Source organism: Pseudomonas sp. GV085 (assembly GCF_003050925.1).
Taxonomy (GTDB): domain Bacteria; phylum Pseudomonadota; class Gammaproteobacteria; order Pseudomonadales; family Pseudomonadaceae; genus Aquipseudomonas.
In genome coordinates, this window is record NZ_QAOV01000004.1 from 205,075 (window position 1) to 226,944 (window position 21,870).

Annotated in this window: 19 protein-coding genes; 6 read left to right on the forward strand and 13 right to left on the reverse strand. The window is 60.5% G+C overall.

Annotation, left to right across the window (positions count from 1 at the left end; translation table 11 throughout):
- Positions 1 to 2: 2 nt before the first annotated feature.
- The 3 genes from C8K63_RS10465 (at position 3) to C8K63_RS10485 (ending at position 5,875) form a co-directional block, all read left to right on the forward strand.
- Complete coding sequence (locus C8K63_RS10465) at positions 3 to 3,068, forward strand: efflux RND transporter permease subunit (RefSeq protein WP_108216635.1); 3,066 nt, start codon at positions 3 to 5, stop codon at positions 3,066 to 3,068.
- Between the two features lie 1,035 nt (positions 3,069 to 4,103).
- Complete coding sequence (locus C8K63_RS10480) at positions 4,104 to 4,385, forward strand: DUF6124 family protein (protein ID WP_108216637.1); 282 nt, start codon at positions 4,104 to 4,106, stop codon at positions 4,383 to 4,385.
- A gap of 143 nt (positions 4,386 to 4,528) precedes the next feature.
- On the forward strand, positions 4,529 to 5,875 hold the full coding sequence (locus C8K63_RS10485) for a Fic family protein (protein ID WP_108216638.1): 1,347 nt from the start codon (positions 4,529 to 4,531) through the stop codon (positions 5,873 to 5,875).
- Positions 5,876 to 5,985: 110 nt separating this feature from the next.
- Here C8K63_RS10485 and C8K63_RS10490 read toward each other — a convergent pair whose 3' ends face one another.
- The 4 genes from C8K63_RS10490 to plsB all read right to left on the reverse strand — a co-directional run bounded on the left by C8K63_RS10490 (position 5,986) and on the right by plsB (position 10,238).
- Entirely contained in the window at positions 5,986 to 6,675 is a 690-nt protein-coding gene (locus C8K63_RS10490; RefSeq protein WP_108216639.1) for a DUF4197 domain-containing protein, read from the reverse strand.
- A gap of 27 nt (positions 6,676 to 6,702) precedes the next feature.
- Entirely contained in the window at positions 6,703 to 7,101 is a 399-nt protein-coding gene (locus C8K63_RS10495; RefSeq protein ID WP_108216640.1) for a YbaY family lipoprotein, read from the reverse strand.
- Positions 7,102 to 7,235: 134 nt separating this feature from the next.
- Positions 7,236 to 7,577 (reverse strand): YbaY family lipoprotein, encoded by a 342-nt coding sequence (locus C8K63_RS10500; protein ID WP_108216641.1) that lies wholly within the window; start codon positions 7,575 to 7,577, stop codon positions 7,236 to 7,238.
- A 168-nt stretch (positions 7,578 to 7,745) separates the two neighbouring features.
- Positions 7,746 to 10,238 carry a glycerol-3-phosphate 1-O-acyltransferase PlsB gene (gene plsB, locus C8K63_RS10505; protein ID WP_108216642.1) on the reverse strand — a complete coding sequence of 831 codons (2,493 nt, stop codon included), beginning with the start codon at positions 10,236 to 10,238 and terminating at the stop codon, positions 7,746 to 7,748.
- Between the two features lie 236 nt (positions 10,239 to 10,474).
- Between plsB and C8K63_RS10510 the strand changes: the two genes are divergently transcribed.
- On the forward strand, positions 10,475 to 10,684 hold the full coding sequence (locus C8K63_RS10510; RefSeq protein ID WP_007954750.1) for a cold shock domain-containing protein: 210 nt from the start codon (positions 10,475 to 10,477) through the stop codon (positions 10,682 to 10,684).
- Between the two features lie 135 nt (positions 10,685 to 10,819).
- Here the strand turns inward: C8K63_RS10510 and C8K63_RS10520 are convergent, their stop codons facing one another.
- From C8K63_RS10520 to C8K63_RS10540, 4 genes are all read right to left on the reverse strand, one after another.
- Positions 10,820 to 11,197, reverse strand: coding sequence for a hypothetical protein (locus tag C8K63_RS10520; RefSeq protein ID WP_108216643.1), 378 nt, complete (start codon positions 11,195 to 11,197; stop codon positions 10,820 to 10,822).
- An 84-nt stretch (positions 11,198 to 11,281) separates the two neighbouring features.
- Positions 11,282 to 12,091, reverse strand: coding sequence for a putative RNA methyltransferase (locus C8K63_RS10525; RefSeq protein WP_108216644.1), 810 nt, complete (start codon positions 12,089 to 12,091; stop codon positions 11,282 to 11,284).
- Complete coding sequence (gene dapE / locus C8K63_RS10530; protein WP_108216645.1) at positions 12,091 to 13,242, reverse strand: succinyl-diaminopimelate desuccinylase; 1,152 nt, start codon at positions 13,240 to 13,242, stop codon at positions 12,091 to 12,093. Before dapE ends, C8K63_RS10525 begins: the two co-directional genes overlap by 1 nt.
- Before the next feature lie 223 nt (positions 13,243 to 13,465).
- Positions 13,466 to 16,057: a glycosyltransferase gene (locus tag C8K63_RS10540; RefSeq protein ID WP_108216647.1), complete on the reverse strand. Its 2,592-nt coding sequence runs from the start codon at positions 16,055 to 16,057 to the stop codon at positions 13,466 to 13,468.
- A 209-nt stretch (positions 16,058 to 16,266) separates the two neighbouring features.
- Here C8K63_RS10540 and tcdA point away from each other — a divergent pair, with 209 nt between their 5' ends.
- Positions 16,267 to 17,085 carry a tRNA cyclic N6-threonylcarbamoyladenosine(37) synthase TcdA gene (tcdA, locus tag C8K63_RS10545; protein ID WP_008019563.1) on the forward strand — a complete coding sequence of 273 codons (819 nt, stop codon included), beginning with the start codon at positions 16,267 to 16,269 and terminating at the stop codon, positions 17,083 to 17,085.
- Positions 17,086 to 17,188: 103 nt separating this feature from the next.
- Here the strand turns inward: tcdA and C8K63_RS10550 are convergent, their stop codons facing one another.
- The 4 genes from C8K63_RS10550 to C8K63_RS10565 all read right to left on the reverse strand — a co-directional run bounded on the left by C8K63_RS10550 (position 17,189) and on the right by C8K63_RS10565 (position 20,377).
- Positions 17,189 to 17,593 carry a SufE family protein gene (locus tag C8K63_RS10550; protein WP_108216648.1) on the reverse strand — a complete coding sequence of 135 codons (405 nt, stop codon included), beginning with the start codon at positions 17,591 to 17,593 and terminating at the stop codon, positions 17,189 to 17,191.
- Complete coding sequence (locus tag C8K63_RS10555; protein ID WP_108216649.1) at positions 17,590 to 18,795, reverse strand: aminotransferase class V-fold PLP-dependent enzyme; 1,206 nt, start codon at positions 18,793 to 18,795, stop codon at positions 17,590 to 17,592. Before C8K63_RS10555 ends, C8K63_RS10550 begins: the two co-directional genes overlap by 4 nt.
- Positions 18,796 to 18,947: 152 nt before the next feature.
- Entirely contained in the window at positions 18,948 to 19,982 is a 1,035-nt protein-coding gene (gene dapD, locus C8K63_RS10560) for a 2,3,4,5-tetrahydropyridine-2,6-dicarboxylate N-succinyltransferase (RefSeq protein ID WP_108216650.1), read from the reverse strand.
- A gap of 32 nt (positions 19,983 to 20,014) precedes the next feature.
- Positions 20,015 to 20,377 (reverse strand): ArsC family reductase, encoded by a 363-nt coding sequence (locus C8K63_RS10565; RefSeq protein ID WP_007978403.1) that lies wholly within the window; start codon positions 20,375 to 20,377, stop codon positions 20,015 to 20,017.
- A 32-nt stretch (positions 20,378 to 20,409) separates the two neighbouring features.
- Here C8K63_RS10565 and C8K63_RS10570 point away from each other — a divergent pair, with 32 nt between their 5' ends.
- The gene (locus C8K63_RS10570) at positions 20,410 to 20,616 is read left to right on the forward strand and encodes a hypothetical protein (RefSeq protein WP_108216651.1); all 207 of its coding nucleotides are present in this window, start codon (positions 20,410 to 20,412) and stop codon (positions 20,614 to 20,616) included.
- A 25-nt stretch (positions 20,617 to 20,641) separates the two neighbouring features.
- Here the strand turns inward: C8K63_RS10570 and dapC are convergent, their stop codons facing one another.
- A complete protein-coding gene (gene dapC, locus C8K63_RS10575) occupies positions 20,642 to 21,841 on the reverse strand; it encodes a succinyldiaminopimelate transaminase (protein WP_108216652.1) in 1,200 nt (399 codons plus the stop codon).
- Between the last annotated feature and the right edge of the window lie 29 nt (positions 21,842 to 21,870).

A 21,870-nucleotide genomic window follows, 5' to 3' on the forward strand; every position in this document is an offset into this window, starting at 1 on the left:
CGATGCGCTTCAACGTTTCCGAATGGGCGCTGCGTAATCGCCAGATCGTCCTGTTCCTGATGCTGTTGCTGGCCATCGTCGGCGCACTTTCCTACACCAAGCTCGGCCAGAGTGAAGACCCGCCGTTCACCTTCAAGGCCATGGTGATTCGCACCAACTGGCCGGGAGCGACCGCTGAGGAAGTCTCGCGCCAGGTCACCGAACGCATCGAAAAGAAACTGATGGAAACCGGCGAGTACGAGCGCATTGTGTCGTTCTCCCGTCCGGGCGAATCCCAGGTCACCTTCATCGCTCGCGACTCCATGCATTCGGTGGAGATCCCGGAGCTCTGGTATCAGGTGCGCAAGAAGATCAGTGACATCCGTCATACCCTGCCGCCGGGGATTCAGGGGCCGTTTTTCAACGATGAATTCGGCACCACGTTCGGCAATATCTACGCCCTGACCGGCGAGGGCTTCGACTACGCCGTGCTCAAGGATTACGCCGACCGCATCCAGATCCAGCTGCAACGGGTCAAGGATGTGGGCAAGGTCGAACTGCTGGGCTTGCAGGACGAGAAAATCTGGATCGAACTCTCCAACGTCAAGCTCGCCACCCTCGGCTTGCCGCTGGCAGCTGTCCAGCAAGCCCTTGAAGAACAGAACGCGGTGTCCACGGCAGGTTTCTTCGAGACCAGCAGCGAGCGATTGCAACTACGGGTAACGGGGAATTTTCAGACGGTCGACGAGATCAAGAACTTCCCGATCCGCGTCGGTGATCGCACCTTCCACATCTCCGATGTGGCCAATGTGCGGCGTGGTTTCAATGATCCACCGGCACCGCGCATGCGCTTTATGGCACAAGACGCCATCGGCCTTGCGGTGGCAATGAAGGACGGCGGTGACATTCTGGTGTTGGGCAAGGCGCTGGAAATCGAGTTCGCCCGTATCCAGAAAAACCTCCCGGCCGGTATGGAGCTGCGCAAAGTCTCCGACCAACCGGCCGCGGTGAAAACCGGTGTCGGCGAGTTCGTGCAAGTACTGGTCGAGGCGCTGGCCATTGTGTTGCTGGTGAGCTTCTTCTCCCTGGGTGTGCGCACCGGCATGGTGGTGGCCCTGGCGATTCCGCTGGTGCTGGCGATGACGTTCGCGTGCATGTATTACCTCGGCATCGGCCTGCACAAGATTTCCCTCGGCGCGCTGGTACTGGCCCTGGGTTTGCTGGTGGACGATGCGATCATCGCCGTGGAAATGATGGCGATCAAAATGGAGCAGGGTTTCGACCGGGTCAAAGCGGCGAGTTATGCCTGGACCAGTACCGCATTCCCGATGCTCACCGGTACGCTGATCACCGCGGCCGGCTTCCTGCCGATCGCCACGGCTCAATCGGGCACGGGCGAATACACCCGTTCGATCTTCGAGGTGGTCACGATCGCGCTGTTGGCGTCGTGGGTGGCTGCGGTGGTCTTCGTGCCGTATCTGGGGGAAAAACTCCTGCCGGACCTGGCGAAGATTCACGCCGCCAAGCACGGTGCCGGCCAGCCGGATCCGTATGCCACGCCGTTTTATCAGCGCGTCCGGCGTCTGGTGGAGTGGTGCGTGCGCTGGCGTAAAACCGTGATCACAGCGACCGTGATGCTGTTCATCGTCTCCATCGTGCTGTTCAAGTTTGTGCCGCAGCAGTTCTTCCCGGCATCGGGTCGCCTGGAGTTGATGGTCGACCTGAAACTGGCCGAAGGCGCTTCGCTGAGCAACACCGCCGACGAGGTCAAGCGCCTTGAGGCGCTGCTCAAGGACAAGGCGGGGATCGACAATTACGTGGCCTACGTCGGCACCGGTTCGCCGCGTTTTTACCTGCCGCTGGATCAGCAACTGCCGGCGGCGAGCTTCGCCCAGTTTGTCGTCCTGGCGAAAACCATCGAGGAACGAGAAACCCTGCGTACCTGGTTGATCGCAACACTCAATGAGCAATTCCCGGCCTTGCGCTCACGGGTTACGCGCCTGGAAAACGGTCCGCCGGTTGGTTACCCGGTGCAGTTCCGTGTGACCGGGGAGCACATCGAGGAGGTGCGGGCGCTGGCGCGCAAAGTCGCGGCCAAGGTTCGCGAGAACCCGCATGTGGTCAACGTCCACCTGGACTGGGAAGAACCGAGCAAGGTGGTGTACCTGAACATCGATCAGGACCGCGCACGGGCGCTGGGCGTGAGCACGGCGAACCTGTCCGGGTTCCTGCAAAGCTCCCTGACCGGTTCCAGCGTCAGCCAGTACCGCGAAGACAACGAGTTGATCGAGATCCTGCTGCGCGGCACCTTGCGTGAGCGCACCGAACTGTCGTTGCTGCCGAGCCTGGCGGTACCGACCGATAACAGTCGCAGCGTCGCGCTGTCGCAGATCGCGACCCTGGAGTACGGCTTCGAAGAGGGCGTCATCTGGCACCGCAACCGCTTGCCCAACGTGACCGTTCGTGCCGACATCTATGACAAGCAGCAACCGGCGACGCTGGTGCAGCAGATCATGCCGACCCTCGATCCGATCCGCGCCGAACTGCCCGATGGGTACTTGCTGGATGTCGGCGGTACGGTGGAAGACTCCGCGCGCGGACAGAATTCGGTGAAGGCCGGCGTGCCGTTGTTCATCGTGGTGGTGTTGACCTTGCTGATGCTGCAACTGCGCAGTTTCTCGCGCACGGCGATGGTGTTTCTGACGGCGCCGCTGGGGTTGATCGGGGTGACGCTGTTTCTGTTGGTGTTCCGCCAGCCGTTCGGTTTCGTGGCCATGCTGGGGACCATCGCCTTGTCGGGGATGATCATGCGTAACTCGGTGATTCTGGTGGATCAGATCGAGCAGGATATTTCTGCTGGGCTTAAGCCTTGGCAGGCGATTATCGAGGCGACGGTTCGGCGGTTTCGGCCGATTGTGTTGACGGCGCTGGCGGCGGTGCTTGCCATGATTCCGTTGTCGCGCAGTGTGTTTTTCGGACCGATGGCGGTGGCGATCATGGGGGGGTTGATCGTTGCGACGGCGTTGACGCTTTTGTTTTTGCCGGCGTTGTATGCGGCCTGGTTCCGGGTCAGGAAGGAGACCGTTTGACCGGGTACATATCCGTTGCTGCGGTAACGGCGGCTGGCGGTTTCGCCCTTACGGCGAGTCCCTTTTGGCAAACGCCCCAAAAGGAACCAAAAGGTCTCGCCCCGAACGTACGGCCCCTCGCTTAGGCTCGGGGTTCCTTCGTTCCGGCATTCATCCGGGGGCATTGCCCTCCGGTCGGCTTCGCTTCGACCTACATGCAATGAGTTCGACTGCGTCGAACGGCGCTGCGCGCCCATCCCCGGATGAACACCTCCACTCAGCCTGCCGAGGGGGCGGGTGGATCAAGATCAAAAGCTGCAGGCGAGCTAACGCTCGGCCTGTTGAGTGGTGAAAAGCGGCGGGTGTACGCCGATCTGCCTTTGCTTTTCTGTAGGAGCTGGCTTGCCAGCGAAGGCGGCCTGCCAGCCGACCAATTTCTTTCGAATGTACCCAGCCCAACTGTAGGAGCTGCCGAAGGCTGCGATCTTTTGATCTTGTTTGTAAGGAATAAAGCCAGAAGATCGCAGCCTCGTTGCACTCGACAGCTCCTACAGGGAAATGCGTACGCATGAATAACCAGGCCTGCCAGCCGACCAATTTCTTGCAGATGTCCCCAATCCCTGTAGGAGCTGGCTTGCCAGCGAAGGCGGCCCGCCAGCCGACCAATCTCTCACAGATGTACTCAGCACCTGTAGGAGTGAGCCTGCTCGCGATGGCTGCCCGACAGTCAACAATGTTTATCGCCCAAGCCAACAATTCAGACCATTCCCACAAGACTTTCAGGTTGCCTGTCGGAAGCACGATCTCTAGCCTCTGACGGTCGCTGCCAATTCAGCGACCGGGACTGCAAGCCCGCCAATAGTTTGTTAGGCGCCCACTGGCGCACCTATAATCGTGGCGCTTTTTTAGCGACCACCGATTTATGGTGGCTGTGTGCGGGAGATCTTCGGGTCTGCCGAGGTTGCCTAACGACTCGGTCTTGCAGACCTGCACACAGCTGCCACCCATCATCTGCAAGTGATGCTGGCTGCTCCGACTTTCGTTAGGAGCTTTATGATGATCAAACCTAGCCCAAACCCCCCGGCTTCAGAGTCTGAAGAGCATATCGGCACTTCAAGTCGTCCCTGCCCAATTTTCACCATCCGTCCAGACGTCAATTCCGAAACCCTCCTCGTCCATGCCTACGAAACCCTTGCCTCAGCGAATGTGATGGCAACCGAACTGTCGTCCATCCTGAGCGGCCCCACCTGCAATCTGGCACTCGGCATTCAGCAGATGATTGTCCTGGCGCAGCTATCAGTGAATCGCGTCCTCGATCAGCTGGATCCGCAGCAATAGCAAAAGGAAAAAGCCTGCTGAACCTGTACCGGCCAGCGGGCATTCATTGTTCCTACATCTATCTCGGACCCGTCTGATATTGAGGCTAAAAAGGTCAGGTGTTGTACTCAGCGTCCGGTTTCACGCATGTTTGAGACAGTGCCATGAAAAACCCACCCACCTTGAGAGGCCGGTTCGATCCGGTATTTGAGCGGCTGGGGCAGTCGCCCCACAAGGAACGCCTTTCGCAATACCTCGCCTTGCTCAAGCCCCTGGACGATCAGGGGCGTTACCTGCCGTTCGATGCATTGCGCTATCGCTGGGCGCCCGGGCTGGATTCGAATCTGTGCTGGGCCTTGGTCAAGAAAGCGCGGACCGCACAGTATTTGAATCTTTTGCCATTGGGTGAACCGGCGTGCTGGCTGAAATTCATGCTGACGCCGCAGGCGCAAAAAGCCATTTCCGTAGTGGATCGTCAGGCGACAACCGCAGTGCTGGAATACATGACCGGCCAGATTGGCGAGCGCGCTCATTTCAGCTATTTGCTCAATGATCTGATCGAAGACGAGGCCATCAGCAGTAGCCAGCTCGAAGGTGCGGCCACCACGACGCGGGTGGCCAAGGACATGCTTAAGCGCCATCGTTCGCCGCGCACGCCGGATGAGCGAATGGTCATCGGTAACTTCAAGATGATGAACTTCGCCTGGGAGCAGCGTTACGAGCCGCTGAGCGTTGAGCTGATTGCAGCCATGCATCGAGTTGGCGTCGAGGGTATCGACGATTCGCGGTATTCGCCTGGCGCATTCAGGACCAACGATGATGTCGTAGTCCAGGATGGCGAGGGCAACACCGTGCATTCGCCACCGCCTGCAGCAGGGCTCGTGTCACGTTTGCAGGTGCTGGCCAAGTGGATCAACCAACCCTATAACAACCCTCATCAAGCGGACTACCTTCATCCATTGATCAAAGCCATCGCGCTGCATTTCGTCCTGGGTTACGAGCATCCTTTTCGCGACGGCAACGGTCGGGTAGCGCGCGCGTTGTTTTACTGGTTCATGTTCAAAAATGACTACTCGGCGTTTCGCTACATCGCTATCAGTGTCTTGTTGCGCAATGCGCCGTTGAAGTACGGGCGGTCGTATTTGAATACCGAGGCGGATGACCTGGATCTGACGTATTTCGTCGATTTCCAGTGTTCGGTGGTGTTGCGGGCTGTGGGCAGTTTTACCGAGGCGTATCGGAAAAGTCTGGAGGATGCGCAGCAATTCGATTGCTGGTTGCGTGAAAGTGGTTTTCTCGACCAGCTCACCGAGAAACAGCGGGCATTGTTTCAAGTGGCCAGGAGTGGAATGGCCAAGGAGTTCACGGCGGTCAACGTGAAGGAGAATCTGGGTTGTTCCTACAACACAGCGTCAGCCACGCTAAATGGGCTGGTCGCGTTGAAGTTGTTCGAGAAACGCAAGATGGGGCGCGAGTGGGTGTTCTTTCTACGACCGGTCTCGGCAACCTGATTCCTTGCAGGAGCGAGCTTGCTCGCGATTGCGCAATATCAGCCAGCATCGATGCCGACTGAGACGACCTCATCGCGAGCAAGTTCGCTCCTACAAGGGTTGCGCGTGGCCTAGAGCGTACCAAACACCTTCTTCGCCAAACTGGTGGCCGCCGCCGCGGGGTTCTTGCGGATGGTCTCTTCCTGTTTGCCGATCATTTCGAACAAGCCATTCAAGGCCTGCTCGGTGACGTAGTTTTCGACGTTGGCATTCTTCGCATCCACTACGCCCATGGTCGCCGCTTGCCCGGCGAACGAGTTGTACTGTTGGGCCAGGCCAACCTTGTCGGTGGCTTGCTTGACGATCGGCAGGAACTTGGCGCGGATCTGTTCGCGGCTGGTCTTGTTCAGGTATTGGGTGGCCGACTCGTTGCCGCCGCTGAGGATGCCCTTGGCGTCTTCAACGGTCATTTTCTTCACGGCATCGACAAGGATTGGCTGGGCCTGGGTCACGGCGCTTTCCGCCGCCTTGTTCATGCTGGCTTCCAGTTCATCGACCTGATCACCCATGCCGAACTGTTTCATCTTGCTGGCGACTTTGCCCAGTTTGCCCGGCAGTTCGATTTTTACTTCGGGGTTGTTGCTGAAGCCCCCGGGAGTGCCGAGCTGTTTCACGGCCAGTTGCGCACCTTGGGTCAGGGCGTCCTTGAGACCACCGGTGGCGTCTTTTTGCGACAGATCGCTGAGCGACAGCGCCATCGCGCTGGCGCAGAACATCAAACCTGCGCACAGGCCGGCAAAACGGAGGGTAGGGCGGAGCATGGCAGCTTCCTTGTTCAAAAAAGAGAATTAGCGAACGGCGTCGACGCGGATTTTCAGCGGTTGCGGGTCTTTGCCATCAAGCTGCACGGCATGGTTTTCGGTGGTGATGAACATCAGTTTGCCGTCGACTTCGATGCGCGCGCTGACCGAGTAGCGATGGCCTGGTTTGACCTGCGCCGGATCGTAACTCAGATGAAACGGCAGTGGCACCTGACCTTTGACCTGACCTTTCTGTTCGTCGAGGACAATGGCCGGTGCGTCGGCCAGGGACACGTCCTGCAAGCTCACGCTCAGGGTGGCGGTGGGCGGCAGGGTGCTGCGTTGCAGGTAAAAGACTTCGCCGTCGAGGCTGGCCTTCGGGGCAGATTGCATGGATTGGCAGGCGCCGAGCAAAACCGTAAGCCCGAGGAGAGAGAGTTTTTTCATGAAGCGGATCCTTGTCGTTGGCGCCTGAAGAAAACCGGCGCCAACGACAATTTAGCGGATTTTACCGGCGATAACCCCGGTAACATGTTGCAATATGGTGCCAGGGATATCGCCGAACTTGCCTCGGGGCGTTCTCAGACGCGGCTGACCAGCACTTCCTGCCCCTTTACATAATCGACACCCAATTCCACCCGGTGTTGTTGAGTGGTGGTGAAGACCAGACGGTCTTCGTGGGTGATGCTCGCGTTGATTGCATAGGTATGGCCGGGCAGGACATCGGCAAGCTTGTACGTCAGGTTGAAGTTCAGCCCGACATTTTCTGCATTGGGAGTGATCTGTACGGCCAGTTCCTTAGCGGCGACCTCTTGCAGGCTGACATCCAGCAGGCGGACATGAAGAGTCGAGTCAGGCATCAGCGCAATCTTTTCCAGGTAATGCACTTTGCCACCAATGGTCTTTACGGGTTCGTTGCTCATATTGATTTCCTTATCGATTGATCGTCGGTATTGACGAGCGCCCAGCATAGGGTCGAGGCAGCGATTTCTATGTAGGGGAATTCCTGCAGGCAGGGGCGAAGAGAGAGTGGCATGGGTCAGAAGCGTCCTTGCTTCAGCCATAAACCTGCGTGCAGTGATCCGATGCAATCAGAGCGGTGTTACCAGCTCCGCCGCATCTTCACTGCGATGCAACGCCACCTGACGGATCGACAAACGAATCTCCGCCGGCAACACCCGTTTGGCCGCGCCTTCGGCCAGTTCGCCGAGCAGTTCGTGATAGCTCAACTTGCCCGCTTCATCGCGCTTGAGCACGTCGAGGTCGAGCATGGTCTGGATGAAGTGACGGAACAGGCTCTTGTCGAAGAATTCGGGGGCGTTCAGGCCATGCAGGATCGACAGGCGCTGGGCCATGACCGTGCACAGGTCTTCCAGTTCTTCGGCGCTGATGCTGTTCTGGCCGCTGTTGAGCAGCAGGGACACGGTCATGTAGAAGCGCTGCAGGGTCTGGGCAATGCTTTTCGACAGTAGCGTCAACAGCACGAAATGCCGCGAGCTTGGCGCCGGGCGCAGGTACACGTCGTTTTCGAAACGCAGCAGGCCTTGTTCGACGAAGGCTTCCAGCCATTGATCGATTACTGCGTCCAGTTCGTCCAGCGACCAGCGAATAAACAGCTCCGCCTGCAGGTAGGGATACAACGCGCGGGTGTAGCGCAGGATCTGTTCGCGGTTCATGCGCGATGCACTCTGGAAGAAGCTCGCCAGCAGCGCCGGCAAGGCGAAGATGTGCAGCACGTTGTTGCGGTAGTAGGTCATCAGGACGGCGTTCTGCTCGTCCAGATAGAGAATCTTGCCCAGGGCATCACTCTGCTCGGACAGCAGGTCCATGTCCTTCACGTGCTCGATCAGGGCGCGACCATCGCCGTCCGGCAGGGTGGTGTGTGGCGAGTACGGGACCTTGCGCAACAGTGCCAGATACAGGTCGAGCACCCGTGCCATGGCGCGGTCGTCCAGGGCCAGGCGGCTGGTGGACAGCAACGCCAGTGCCACCAGGTTGACCGGGTTGATCGCCGCCGCTTCGTTCAAATGCCGGGCGACTTTCTCACCGAGGCGGTTGGTGGTTTCGTTGAGCCAGGCGGGTCTGAACTGCGGGCCGAGGTCCTGTTGGCGCCAGTCCGGCTGTTCGCTGTCGAGGAATTCCGCCAGTTTGATCGGCTCGCCGAAGTTCACCGCCACTTGGCCGAAGCGCTGCTTGAGTGCGCCAATGACTTTGAAAATATCGAAGATCGATTCTTTTTTCTTGGCCGCACCGCGCAACTCGCCGAGGTAGGTCCGGCCTTCCAGCACGCGCTCGTAGCCGATGTACACCGGCACGAAGACGATGGGCATGCGCGACGAACGCAGGAAACTGCGCAGGGTGATCGCCAGCATCCCGGTCTTCGGTTGCAGCATGCGCCCGGTGCGCGAACGGCCGCCCTCGACGAAGTACTCCACCGGGAAGCCCTTGGTGAACAGGGTGTGCAGGTATTCGTTGAACACCGAGGTGTACAGCGGATTGCCCTTGAAGGTGCGGCGCATGAAAAACGCACCGCCGCGACGCAGCAGGCCGCCGATCACCGGCATGTTCAGGTTGATGCCGGCGGCGATGTGCGGTGGGGTCAGGCCGTTGCGGAACAGCAGATATGACAGCAGCAGATAGTCGATGTGGCTGCGGTGGCACGGCACGTAGATCACTTCGTGACCCTGGGCGACCTTCTGCACGCCTTCGATGTGGTTGACCTTGATGCCGTCGTAGATCTTGTTCCAGAACCAGCTCAGCACCACTTCCATAAAACGGATCGCAGTGTAGGTGTAGTCCGAGGCTATTTCGTTGCCATAGCGCAGCGCTTGAGCTTTGGCTTTCTCCGGTGAAATGTTCTCGCGTTCGGCTTCGTCGAGGATCGCTTGTTTGACCTGTGGCTGGTTGAGCAGGCCTTTGACCAGGTTGCGCCGGTGGGAAATGTCCGGGCCGATCACTGCGGCCTTCAGGTTGCGGAAATGCACCCGCAGGATGCGCTGGGCCATGCGCACGGTGCGCTCGTGGCCCTTGTCGTGCTCGATCAGTTCGCGCAGGTGGATCGGCGCGGAGAACTGCACGCGGGTCTTGCGTCCCAGCACGATGATGCTCAGCAAGCGACGCAGGCGCCCGGTAACGGCCCAGCTGTCGGCGAACAGGAGTTTCCACGGGCTGTTTTCGCTGTCCGGCGACTGGCCCCAGAACACGCTGACCGGGATGATCTGCGCATCTTCGGCGGCGTTCTGGCTCAGGGCGCTGACCAGGCGAGTCAACGTCGGCGGTGCACCGCGCTTGTCCTGTCGGCCGAGCCAGTCCGGGTCCGGCGTCAGGTAGAAGAACGCAGCGGGTTCCAGCAGGTTGCCCACCGATACCGGCAGCACCGGGCGTGGCAGGCCGGCCTTGCTGCACTCGGTGTCGACCACGGCGAGGTCGGTCAGCGAAGGGTTTTGCAGGACGTAGAACACCGGACGACTGCGGTCGAGGTTGAGGGTGAGCGACGACTGGTTGATCGTCTCGGAGCGAACCCAGAGGTACAACAGGCGGCGCAGGGTGCCAAACACAAGACGGCGAAACGGGGAGCGGGTCATACGGCTTCTGCGTGAGTGAATAAAACCGAGCGTTTGCTTGGGAGGGCGATAGTGTGCCGGATTCATCGAAAATCGGCAAAAAAGCGCGAAAGTAAACTCCTGTTGAGAGTTTTAACGTCTGTCATATACTCGGCGCTCTGTCGCCGTTGCCCTCATGGGACCGGTATGCGCAGGCTGACGTTCCCGAGGCTTTCCTGCGAAAAGCCCGATCAATAATAAAAAGGGAGTATGAACAAATGGCAACACGCGAAACCGGCAACGTGAAGTGGTTCAACGACGCCAAGGGCTACGGCTTCATTCAGCGCGAGGACGGGGTGGACGTGTTCGTGCACTACCGCGCGATTCGCGGCGAAGGCCACCGTTCCCTGACCGAGGGCCAGCAGGTTGAATATGCGGTGGTGGAAGGGCAGAAGGGGTTGCAGGCTGAGGATGTTGTAGGTCTGTAAACCACACGCAAAAACCACTGTAGGAGCGAGCTTGCTCGCGAGGAACTCAAGGACTCCGCGCTTTTGCTGAATTGACGCGTTATCGTTGACGACCATCGCGAGCAAGCTCGCTCCTACAGGGGCGGTGTTCAGGCTTTATGCAGTTTTCCAGGTGATCTCTTCTTCACCATCGGCGCTGATGCGAAGCCAGCGATCCGCCGTCTCCTCACCTTCCTCCTCGACCCAGCTACCCGGTGCGCAACGCACTTCGACGTTCAGCGCGGCAAACGCGGCGCGGGCGCAGGCGATGTCGTCGTCCCATGGGGTCTGGTCGCTTTCCAGGTACAGGCTGTTCCATTTGCCGACGGCTTTTGGCAACCAGGTCACTGGCACGTTGCCGGCCTTGCACTTGTAGGTCTGGCCCTTCTGGACCCAATCCGTGCACGGGCCCAATGCCGCACCGAGCCAGGCGGAAATGGCCTTGTGGTCGACGTCGGCGTCTTTCAGGTAAATCTCGATATCGGGTTGGCGCATGGATGTCCTCACTGCGGGTCTGAAAAATCCATTCGCGGATTTAGCCGGTCTTGAGCTGTTGCTCAAGACCAAAAATGTTTGAAGTTATTGAAGTACGAAATAATCGTAGCGCATCGATACGGTGAGCTCGAACGGTTCCGCCTGTTCGATGACCGCTGCCCGGCGCTCGGCACTGGCGCGCCAACCGTGGGGGGTCATGGCCAGCAGGTTGGCGCGGTCCTGCGGCTTGTTCAGCGTCAGCTTGAACGTCAGCGTCTCGCTGTGCGCCAGCGCCATGCCTTCCGGCATCAGGTCCAGGTGTTTGTCGTCAATGTATTCACGGACTTCGTCGTACAGCCGCTCGCGCAGTTCCATCAGGTGGCCGCTGGTCGGCCCGACTTTCATCAGACCGCCGCCGACGCTGAGCAGGCGTTTGGCTTCCTCCCAATCCAGCGGGCTGAAGACGCTCGCCAGGAACTGGCAACTGCCGGCAGCCAATGGCACGCGCGCCATGCTGGCGATCAACCAGGTGAGCTTGGGGTTGCGTTTGCAGGCGCGTTTGACGGCTTCGCGGGAGATGTCCAGCGCGTAGCCATCAGCGTCCGGCAAGGCCTCGGCGATCTGCGCGGTGTAGTAACCCTCGCCGCAACCGATATCGACCCAGCGGGCCGGCGCGTAACCGGCCGCCAGCTGCGCCAGACGCCTGGCCACCGGGGCGTAGTGCCCGGCATTCAGGAAGTCGCGGCGGGCTTCGACCATGGCCTGGTTATCCCCAGGGTCGCGGCTGTTCTTGTGCTGCACCGGCAACAGGTTCAAGTAACCCTGGCGCGCACGGTCGAAACGATGCCCGGCGGGGCAGGCCACGCCGTTTTCCACCGCGTTCAGCGGTTCACTGCAGATCGGGCACGTGAGCATCAGGCGAGCAACTTGATCAGGGTCTGGTAGTAGATTTCGGTCAGCACGTCGAGATCCGCTGCCAGCACACGCTCGTTGACCTGGTGGATGGTCGCGTTGACCGGGCCCAGCTCAACCACTTGGGTGCCCATGGTTGCGATGAAGCGCCCGTCTGAGGTGCCACCGCTGGTGGAGGCTTTTGTTTCGCGACCGGTGATGTCCTTGATGCTCGACGATACCGCGTCCAGCAGCGCGCCCGGCTCGGTGAGGAACGGCAGGCCGGACAGGGCCCAATCGACGTGCCAGTCCAGGCCATGCTTGTCGAGGATGTCGGCCACGCGTTTTTGCAGGCCTTCGACGGTGGACTCGGTGGAGAAGCGGAAGTTGAACACCGCCACCAGGTCACCCGGGATCACGTTGGTCGCACCGGTGCCGGAGTTGACGTTGGAGATCTGGAAACTGGTCGGCGGGAAGAAGTCGTTGCCGTGGTCCCAATGCTCGGCGGCAAGTTCCGCCAAGGCCGGGGCGGCGAGGTGGATCGGGTTCTTCGCCAGGTGCGGATAGGCCACGTGGCCCTGCACACCGCGCACGGTCAGCTTGGCGCCGAGGGAGCCGCGACGGCCGTTCTTGACCACGTCACCCACCAGGGTGGTGCTCGACGGTTCGCCGACGATGCACCAGTCCAGACGTTCCTTGCGCGCGGCCAGGCGTTCGATCACGGCCTTGGTGCCGTGGTGCGCCGGGCCTTCTTCGTCGCTGGTGATCAGGAACGCGACTTTGCCCTTGTGATTCGGGTAGTCGGCGACAAAACGCTCGGACGCGACGGTCATGGCGGCGAGGCTGCCTTTCATGTCGGCGGCGCCACGGCCGCAGAGCATGCCGTGTTCGTCGATCAGCGCGTTGAACGGTTCGATCTGCCAGGCCGCCACCGGGCCGGTCGGGACCACGTCGGTGTGGCCGGCGAAGCACAGCACCGGACCGTCGTCCTGGCCGTGGGTGGCCCAGAAGTTATCCACATCTTCGATGCGCATCGGTTCCAGGGTGAAACCGGCATCGCCCAGGCGCTGCATCATCTGCTTCTGGCAATCGGCGTCGATCGGCGTCACGGACGGACGGCGGATCAGGTCGATGGCGAGTTGGAGGGTCGGCGAAAGGTCGGCGTGGGCCGTCATGGAAAACTCCGGATGCTGTAAATGTGTAGGAGCGAGCTTGCTTGCGATGGACGTTAACGATAACGCGTGCGATCTGAACAACCGCGTTGCCCTTGCGTTTCTCGCGAGCAAGCTCGCTCCTACAGGTATTGGGTCAGGCCATTGGGCTCAAGCCCCGCAAAATGGCGGTTATCTTAAAGCAAAACGGCGACCATTGGCCGCCGTTTAGTGCATCTGCAAAGATTTAGACGACAGGTGCCGTTTCAGGCTCGGCGGTCGGTTTGGGCAGCGACGACAGGAACGCCATGATCAGCGCCGCGACGTACGGCAGCGACTGCACCAGCAGCATGGTCACCCAGAAGCGCATGTCATTGCTCGGCAGGCCTTGCACCAGGAAGATTCCCAAGGCCGCAGCCCACAACAGCAGCATGATGAACATCTCTTCCCGGGCTTCCGAAATCGCCACCCAGAAGCCATGGTTGTCGGCATTTTTCGGCGTACGGAAGAACGGAATGCTGCTGGTGAAGAAACCGTACAGCACCGCTTTGGCGATAGTGTGGGACAACGCCAGACCGGCCAGCGCCGCGCAGAAGGCATCCTTCAAGTTGACCCCGACCGCTCGGCGGTAGAGGAAGATGATCTTGGCGACCTTGAACACGAACAGCGCCAATGGCGGGATCGCGAAAATCAGCAGCGGCGGATCGACCCGGTGCGGCACGATGATCATCGCCGCCGACCACAACAGCGCACCGACGGTGAAGAAGATGTTCATGCCGTCCGCCACCCACGGCAACCAGCCCGCGAGGAAGTGGTAGCGCTGGCCACGGGTCAGTTCGGTGTCTTTGCCGCGCAGCAGGCTGGCGGTGTGACGCTTGATGATCTGAATCGCTCCGTAGGCCCAGCGGAAACGCTGCTTCTTGAAGTCGATGAAGGTATCGGGCATCAGGCCTTTGCCGTAGCTGGTGTGGTAATACGCCGCCGACAGGCCTTTCTCGAATACCCGCAGGCCAAGCTCGGCGTCTTCACAGATGCACCAGTCGGCCCAGCCCAGCTCTTCGAGCACCGAGCGACGGGTCATGGTCATGGTGCCGTGCTGGATGATCGCGTCACGGTCGTTGCGGGTGACCATGCCGATGTGGAAGAAACCTTTGTATTCCGCGTAGCAGAGCTTCTTGAAAGTGCTTTCGTTCTGGTCGCGGTAATCTTGCGGCGACTGCACCACGGCGATTTTCGGGTCGGCGAAGTGCGGCACCATGTGCTTGAGCCAGTTGCGGTCGACGCAGTAGTCCGAGTCGATCACGGCAATGACTTCGGCATCCTTGGCAGTGTGCGGAATCAGGTAGTTCAGCGCGCCGCCCTTGAAGCCGGCCAGCGGTGCCACGTGGAAGAACTTGAAGCGCGGGCCGAGGGTTTCGCAATAATCGCGCACCGGTTCCCAGACCGCCGGGTCCTTGGTGTTGTTGTCGATGATCAGGACTTCGAAGTCCGGATAGTCGAGGTTGGCCAAGGCGTTGAGGGTCTGTTTGACCATCTCCGGCGGCTCGTTGTAGCAGGGCACGTGAATCGACACTTTCGGGCGGTAGCTGGAGTCGCCTTCCACCGGCAGGAACTCGCGCCGGCGCTTGTGCACCCACACCGCTTCGGCCAGTTCATGGGCTTCGGTCAGCAGTACGATAAACACCCCTAGCGCACCGAGGGCGAGCAAAAAGCCCACTGTCAGGCTGAACCAGGTGCTGTATTGCTGGCTGTAGTCGTAACCGATCCACACCAGCACCGAACCACAGAGGAAGGCAACGAAGGTCAGGAAGGTACGGCCACGCTGGCGCAGGGCCGAGCCGTCGATCATCAGCAGGGTCAGCGACAACAGCGCCAATACCACCGAACCAATGGCCAACACACGCCATTGCGGAATCGCCACCACCGGGCCTTCGAAGTTGAACTTCTGCTGGCGCGCGGCGTTGAACACGCCCCAATAGGCGCCGACGGAACCTTCGTCGCTGGCTTTCCACGGCTGGTCAAACGCTTCGATCACGAAGTAGTTGAAGCCCTGACGGTTGAGTTTGTTGACCAGGGTTCGCAGGTAGATCGCCTGGTCCGCCGGGGAGGCATCGGCGCCACCGCGCATGCGGCCGTTGCTCGGCCAGCCCACTTCGGACAGCAGCAGCGGCTTTTTCGGGAACATCTTCTTCAGGTCGCGGGCGCGGTCGAGGACGAACTGCCCGGCCTTGTCCATCGGGATGAATTCCCAGTAAGGCAGGATGTGCGCGGCGATCAGGTCGACGTGTTTGGCCAGTTCCGGGTGTTCTTCCCACACGTGCCACTGCTCGGACGTGGTTACCGGCACCTTCACGGCGGCACGCACGCGATCGAGCATGACGCTGAGTTCCTTGGCAGTGATTTCCTTGCGGAAAATCGCTTCGTTGCCGACCACCACACGAACCACGCTGCGCGAGGCGTTGGCGATTTCAATGGCGCGGGTGATTTCCCGTTCGTTGCGTTCCTGATCCGGACTGATCCAGATCCCCAGGGTCACCCGCAAGCCGAACTCTTCCGCCAGTTTCGGGATGTTTTGCAGGGTGCCATCGACCGAGTAGATGCGGATGTTGTCCGTCAGCTTGCTCATGATCTCCAGGTCGCGACGCATTTGATCGTCGGTCGGGTACTGGTCTTTCTGCGGGAACTGGCCCTGCTGGAAAGGCGAGTACGAGAAACCGGAGATCTGTTCAGGCCAGTTGGGGGCGGTGACCGGGCGGTTGATCAGCGCCCAGAAGCCGGTAAACAAGGCAGCGATGGCGAGCACCACGACCAGGTTGAGTCCAAATTTACGCGATGACATAGTTATTTCGGGTTCCAAAGACTGTGGAACGAAGGAACGGTTGGCGGTCGCCAAGGGGCGCGCATCCTACACCGGGCATTCTCTGGTCGTACAGCGGACAGGGAATTGCCAGACATTGGGCAATCTGGCTTCGCTAAAGTTCTTTCGCTTTTTCCTATAACTGATTTTGTCTTCAACTCGCCATATAATGCCCGCCGGTTTTTGGGGTAATGGTTATGAGTACAGAAGATCCGCGGTTTGCAGGCATTGCCCGTTTGTATGGCATCGAAGGCCTTGAGCGCCTGCGCGCGGCCCATGTGGCGATCGTCGGTGTCGGTGGAGTAGGTTCCTGGGCGGCGGAAGCCATGGCCCGTTGTGGTGTCGGCGAGATTTCGCTGTTCGACCTGGACGACGTCTGCGTCAGCAATGCCAACCGCCAGCTGCATGCGCTGGACAGCACGGTGGGCAAGCCCAAGGTCGAGGTGATGGCCGAGCGTCTGCGCGGGATCAACCCGGACTGCACAGTGCACGCGGTGCCTGACTTCGTTACCCGCGACACCATGGCCGAGTACATCACGCCGAACATCGACTGTGTGATCGACTGCATCGACAGCGTCAACGCCAAGGCCGCGCTGATCGCCTGGTGCAAGCGCCGCAAGATCCAGATCATCACCACCGGCGGCGCGGGTGGGCAGATTGACCCGACATTGATCCAGGTCTGCGACCTGAATCGCACGTTCAATGATCCGCTGGCCTCGAAAGTGCGCTCGACACTGCGCCGCGACTACGGCTTCTCACGCACCGTGACCCGCCATTACAGCGTGCCGTGCGTGTTTTCCACCGAACAACTGCGTTATCCGAAACCGGATGGCAGCATTTGCCTGCAGAAAAGCTTTGTCGGTGATGGCGTGAAGCTCGACTGCGCCGGCGGGTTTGGCGCAGTGATGATGGTGACGGCGACCTTCGGCATGGTCGCGGCGACCAAGGCCGTGGACAAGATCGTGGCGGGTGTGCGGCGGCCGGCGGATCGGGTCAAGCCTGAGGCCTGATCGGTATGGCTGATGGCCTCTTCGCGAGCAGGCTCGCTCCCACATTGGAATGCGTTCCCCCTGTGGGAGCGAGCCTGCTCGCGATGGGCTGCGAAGCAGCCCCTTATTGAGCTAACTCCCGCATTCGCTGAAGCACCGCATTCAAGCCATTACTGCGCGACTCGGACAACTGCCGCCCCAACCCCAACTGATTGAACCAGTCCGGCAAATCCACCTGCTGCAACTCGGCCGTCGATAATCCATTGACCCGCGCCAGCAGCAACGCCACCAACCCGCGAATCAAGCGCGCGTCGCTGTTGGCGCTGAACAGCCAATGATCATCGCGCAATTCGCCCACCAGCCACACCTGGCTTTCACAGCCGTGCACCCGGTTGGCATCGCACATCTGCGCATCACTCAAGGCCGGCAGACGCTCGCCCCATTGCATCAGCAGGCGTGCGCGCTGTTCCCAGCCGGCCGCTTTCTGGAAGGTCTCGAGTGCTGTCACGGCATCGGCAGGCAAGTTCATCGCAATAGCTCCAGCGCCCGATCCAGGGCTTCAAAGAACCGCTCCAGGTCTTCGGAATCGTTGTACAGCGCCAACGACACCCGAATTGCCCCGGCCAGTTCAAAACTTTTGAGCAGCGGCATGGCGCAGTGATGGCCGGCACGGACCGCGATCCCTTGTTCGGTCAGCAAATGCGCGAGATCGGAGTTATGCACACCCTCGACGGTAAAACTGGCCAGTGCCACTTGCGGTTTGCCCAGCAGGCGGATGCCGTGACGTGCCTCCAGGCCCTTGAGCAGACAGGCATGCAACGCCGCTTCATGGGCGGACACGGCCTCCTGATCGAGCCCTGCGAGATAATCCAGGGTCGCTCCCAGGCCGATCACACTGGCAATCGGCGGCGTCCCGGCCTCGAAACCCAGAGGTGCCGGGCGAAAGCGTGCGTCGTGATAATTGGCATCGAGCACCATTTCACCGCCGAACTGCCAGGGACGCAGCTGTTGCAGAGCTGCATTGCGCCCGAACAGCACGCCCAGGCCATCAGGGCCGTAGAGCTTGTGACTGGAAAACACATAGAAGTCGCAGCCCAGTGCTTGCACGTCGTGGCGGCCATGGACCACGCCCTGGGCGCCATCGATCACGGTCAGGGCGTTGTGCGCCTTGGCCAGTGCCAGCAATTGAGGTAGCGGTTGCCACGCGCCAATCACGTTGGACAGTTGACTGACGGCCAACAGACGTGTGCGCGAACCGATCAAACCGGTGGCGGCTTCGAGGTCGATCACGCCGTCGGCATCCAGCGGCAGGATCACCAGTTTCAGGTCGCGACGGTGCGCCAGTTGCTGCCACGGCAACAAGTTGGCGTGATGTTCCAGGGCGCTGATGACAATCTCGTCGCCCGGATTGAAAAGATGTTCCAGGCCATAGGCCAGGAGATTCAGCGCGGACGTCGCGCCGTGGGTAAAGATGATCTGCCCGCAGTCGCCGGCATTGAGCCATTGCGCGACTTTGCGGCGGCTGTCCTCGAACGCCTGGGTGGCGTGGGCGCCAGGCAAATGCTGCGCCCGATGCACGTTGGCCGCGCCGTTGGCGTAGTAATGCGCCAGGGCATCCAGCAGGGTTTGGGGTTTTTGCGTGGTCGCGGCGTTGTCCAGATAGGTCTGGCCTTGCCGTTGCAGGGCGGCGATGGCCGGAAAATCGGCGCGCCAGGGAGAGAGAATCATCATGCTATCGGGCCCTGGAGGGTTTACGCCTGACCCGTGTAGGAGCGAGCTTGCTCGCGAAGAATGCAAGGATGACGCGGGGTGTCTGGTGCAGCGCGTTATCGTTGACGTCCATCGCGAGCAAGCTCGCTCCTACACAGGTGAATGCGTGACGCTTAGTTATGAGCGTGCAGCGCTTCGTTCAGTTCGATGGCCGATTTGTGGGTTTTGCACTCCACGGCACCGGTTTGCGAATTGCGACGGAACAGCAGGTCGGTCTGGCCGGCCAGTTCACGGGCCTTCACGACTTTGACCAGCTGATTGTTCTCGTCCAGCAGCGCGACTTTGGTGCCGGCGGTCACGTACAGGCCCGACTCGACGGTGTTGCGGTCGCCCAGCGGGATACCGATACCGGCGTTGGCGCCGATCAGGCAGCCTTCGCCGACCTTGATCACGATGTTGCCGCCGCCCGACAGGGTGCCCATGGTCGAGCAGCCCCCGCCCAGGTCCGAACCCTTGCCGACGAATACGCCAGCGGAAACGCGGCCTTCGATCATGCCCGGGCCTTCGGTGCCGGCATTGAAGTTGATGAAACCTTCGTGCATCACGGTGGTGCCTTCGCCCACGTAAGCGCCCAGGCGCAGACGTGCAGCGTCAGCGATACGCACGCCGGCCGGAACCACGTAGTCGGTCATTTTCGGGAACTTGTCCACCGAGAACACTTCCAGCAGCTCGCCGCGCAGGCGGGCTTCGAGTTGCAGTTCGGCCAGTTCGCTCAGGTCGACCGCGCCCTGGCTGGTCCAGGCCACGTTTGGCAGCAACGGGAAGATCCCGGCCAGGTTCAGGCCGTGTGGCTTGACCAGGCGATGGCTCAGCAGGTGCAGCTTGAGGTAGGCCTCCGGGGTGGACGACAGCTGGGTGTCTTCAGCCAGCAAGGTGGCAACCAGCGGCTTGTGGCTCTCGGCCAGACGGGTCAGCAGGGCAGCCTGGGCAGCGTCGACGCCTTTGAGGGCTTCGGCCAGTTGCGAGGCCTGGGCGGTGCTGAATGCGATGGCCTGATTGCCTTCGGTGTAGCCCAGGATCGGTGCGATAACGGCGACGACTTCAGCCGATGGCTTGAGTACCGGGGCGGCGTAGAACACTTCCAGCCATGCGCCTTGACGGTTTTGAGTGCCGACGCCGAAGGCCAGGCTGAACAGGGTAGTAGACATGTTGATACCTCTAACAAAATGGAACGGGCTGCTTACTTGAGCGCGGCCGCGTAGATATCTGGCTTGAAGCCAATCAGGGTTCGGTCACCGAGATCGAGCACCGGGCGCTTGATCATCGAGGGTTGTGCGAGCATCAGTTCGATGGCTTTCGTCTGGTCGAGATCGGCTTTACGTTCGTCGTCGAGCTTGCGAAAGGTCGTGCCTGCACGGTTCAACACCACTTCCCAGCCGTGCTCGCTGCACCATTGGGTGAGGTGTTCACGGTCGATACCGACCGCTTTGTAATCATGAAAGTCATAGCTGACAGCGTGTTCATCGAGCCAGGTGCGCGCCTTTTTCATGGTGTCGCAGGCTTTGATGCCGAAAAGGTGCAACGTTTTGCTTGAAACGGTCAAGGAATTGCCCCCTTTACAGGTGCTGGAAATAAATGGTCTGGGATTATGCCATGGCCGAACGGTTTCGCGGCGGCTGGTTGTCCTGTCAACACAAAACCTGTGGGAGCGGTGTTTCAGGGCGGGCGCAGCGCCCGGAGTTGTACAGCCGCAGTCGTCATCACCGGATTGGCGATGACGTGTTGCGTGAGGTGTTGGGGGAGCTGGATTTGAGTGAGCCCGAACCCGGCCAGGTGAAGTAACACCTGGCCCTGAGCGGCGGCGCGGTTATTTGCGGCGCTGGATGAACGCGCGAATCCGCTCGGCAGCTTCGACACACTCGGCAAGCGGCGCAACCAGAGCCAAGCGTACACGCCCGGCACCCGGGTTGACGCCATCCACATCTCGCGACAGGTAAGAACCCGGCACCACGGTCACGTGCTCCTGCTCGAACAGGTCGCGGCAGAAGGCGGCGTCGTCACCGGCTACATTCGGCCACAGGTAGAAGCTGCCATCTGGCCGCTGTACGTCCATGACCGGGCTGAGGATTTCCAGAACTGCATCGAACTTCTCGCGATACAGCGCACGGTTGGCGCGCACATGCACCTCGTCATTCCACGCGGCAACACTGGCCAGTTGTGTTTGAACCGGCATCGCGCAGCCGTGGTAGGTGCGATAGAGCAGGAAGCCCTTGAGAATGTCGGCGTCACCGGTGACAAAGCCCGAACGCAGTCCCGGCAGGTTCGAACGCTTGGACAGGCTGTGGAACACCACGCAACGCTTGAAGTCCTTGCGACCCAGTTCTGTGCAAGCGCTGAGCAGGCCTGGCGGCGGGGTTTGTTCGTCGAAGTACAGCTCGCTGTAGCACTCATCGGCGGCAATCACGAAGTCATATTCGTCGGCCAGGGCGATCAGCTTTTTCAGGGTTTGCACCGGAATCAAAGCACCGGTCGGGTTGCCTGGCGAGCACAGGAACAGGATTTGGCAGCGTTTCCAGATGTCTGGCGACACGGCGTCGAAATCCGGGTTGAAGCCGTTTTCGTCCAGGCACGGCAGGTAATGCGGCTTGGCCCCGGCGAGGAACGCCGCGCCTTCGTAGATCTGATAGAACGGGTTCGGGCTGACCACCAGCGCGTCATCGCCACGGTTGACCACGGTCTGCGTGAAGGCGAACAGCGCTTCGCGGGTGCCGTTGACCGGCAGTACGTTGCGCGCCGGGTCGATCCAGCCTTTGGGGACATCGAAGCGACGTTCGCACCATGCCGCGATGGCTTCGCGCAGCTCCGGGATACCGAGGGTGGTCGGGTACACGGCCATTTTTTCCAGATTGTTGGCCAGGGCCTCGGCGACAAAGCTTGGCGAACGGTGTTTCGGCTCGCCGATGGACAGCGCGATCGGGCGCTTGTCCGGGTTGGGCGTCACGCTGCCGAGCAGGGCGCGGAGTTTCTCGAACGGGTAGGGCTGGAGCTGGGACAGAGCGTTGTTCATCAATGTATCTCGTTCGGTGTGGGAACGGG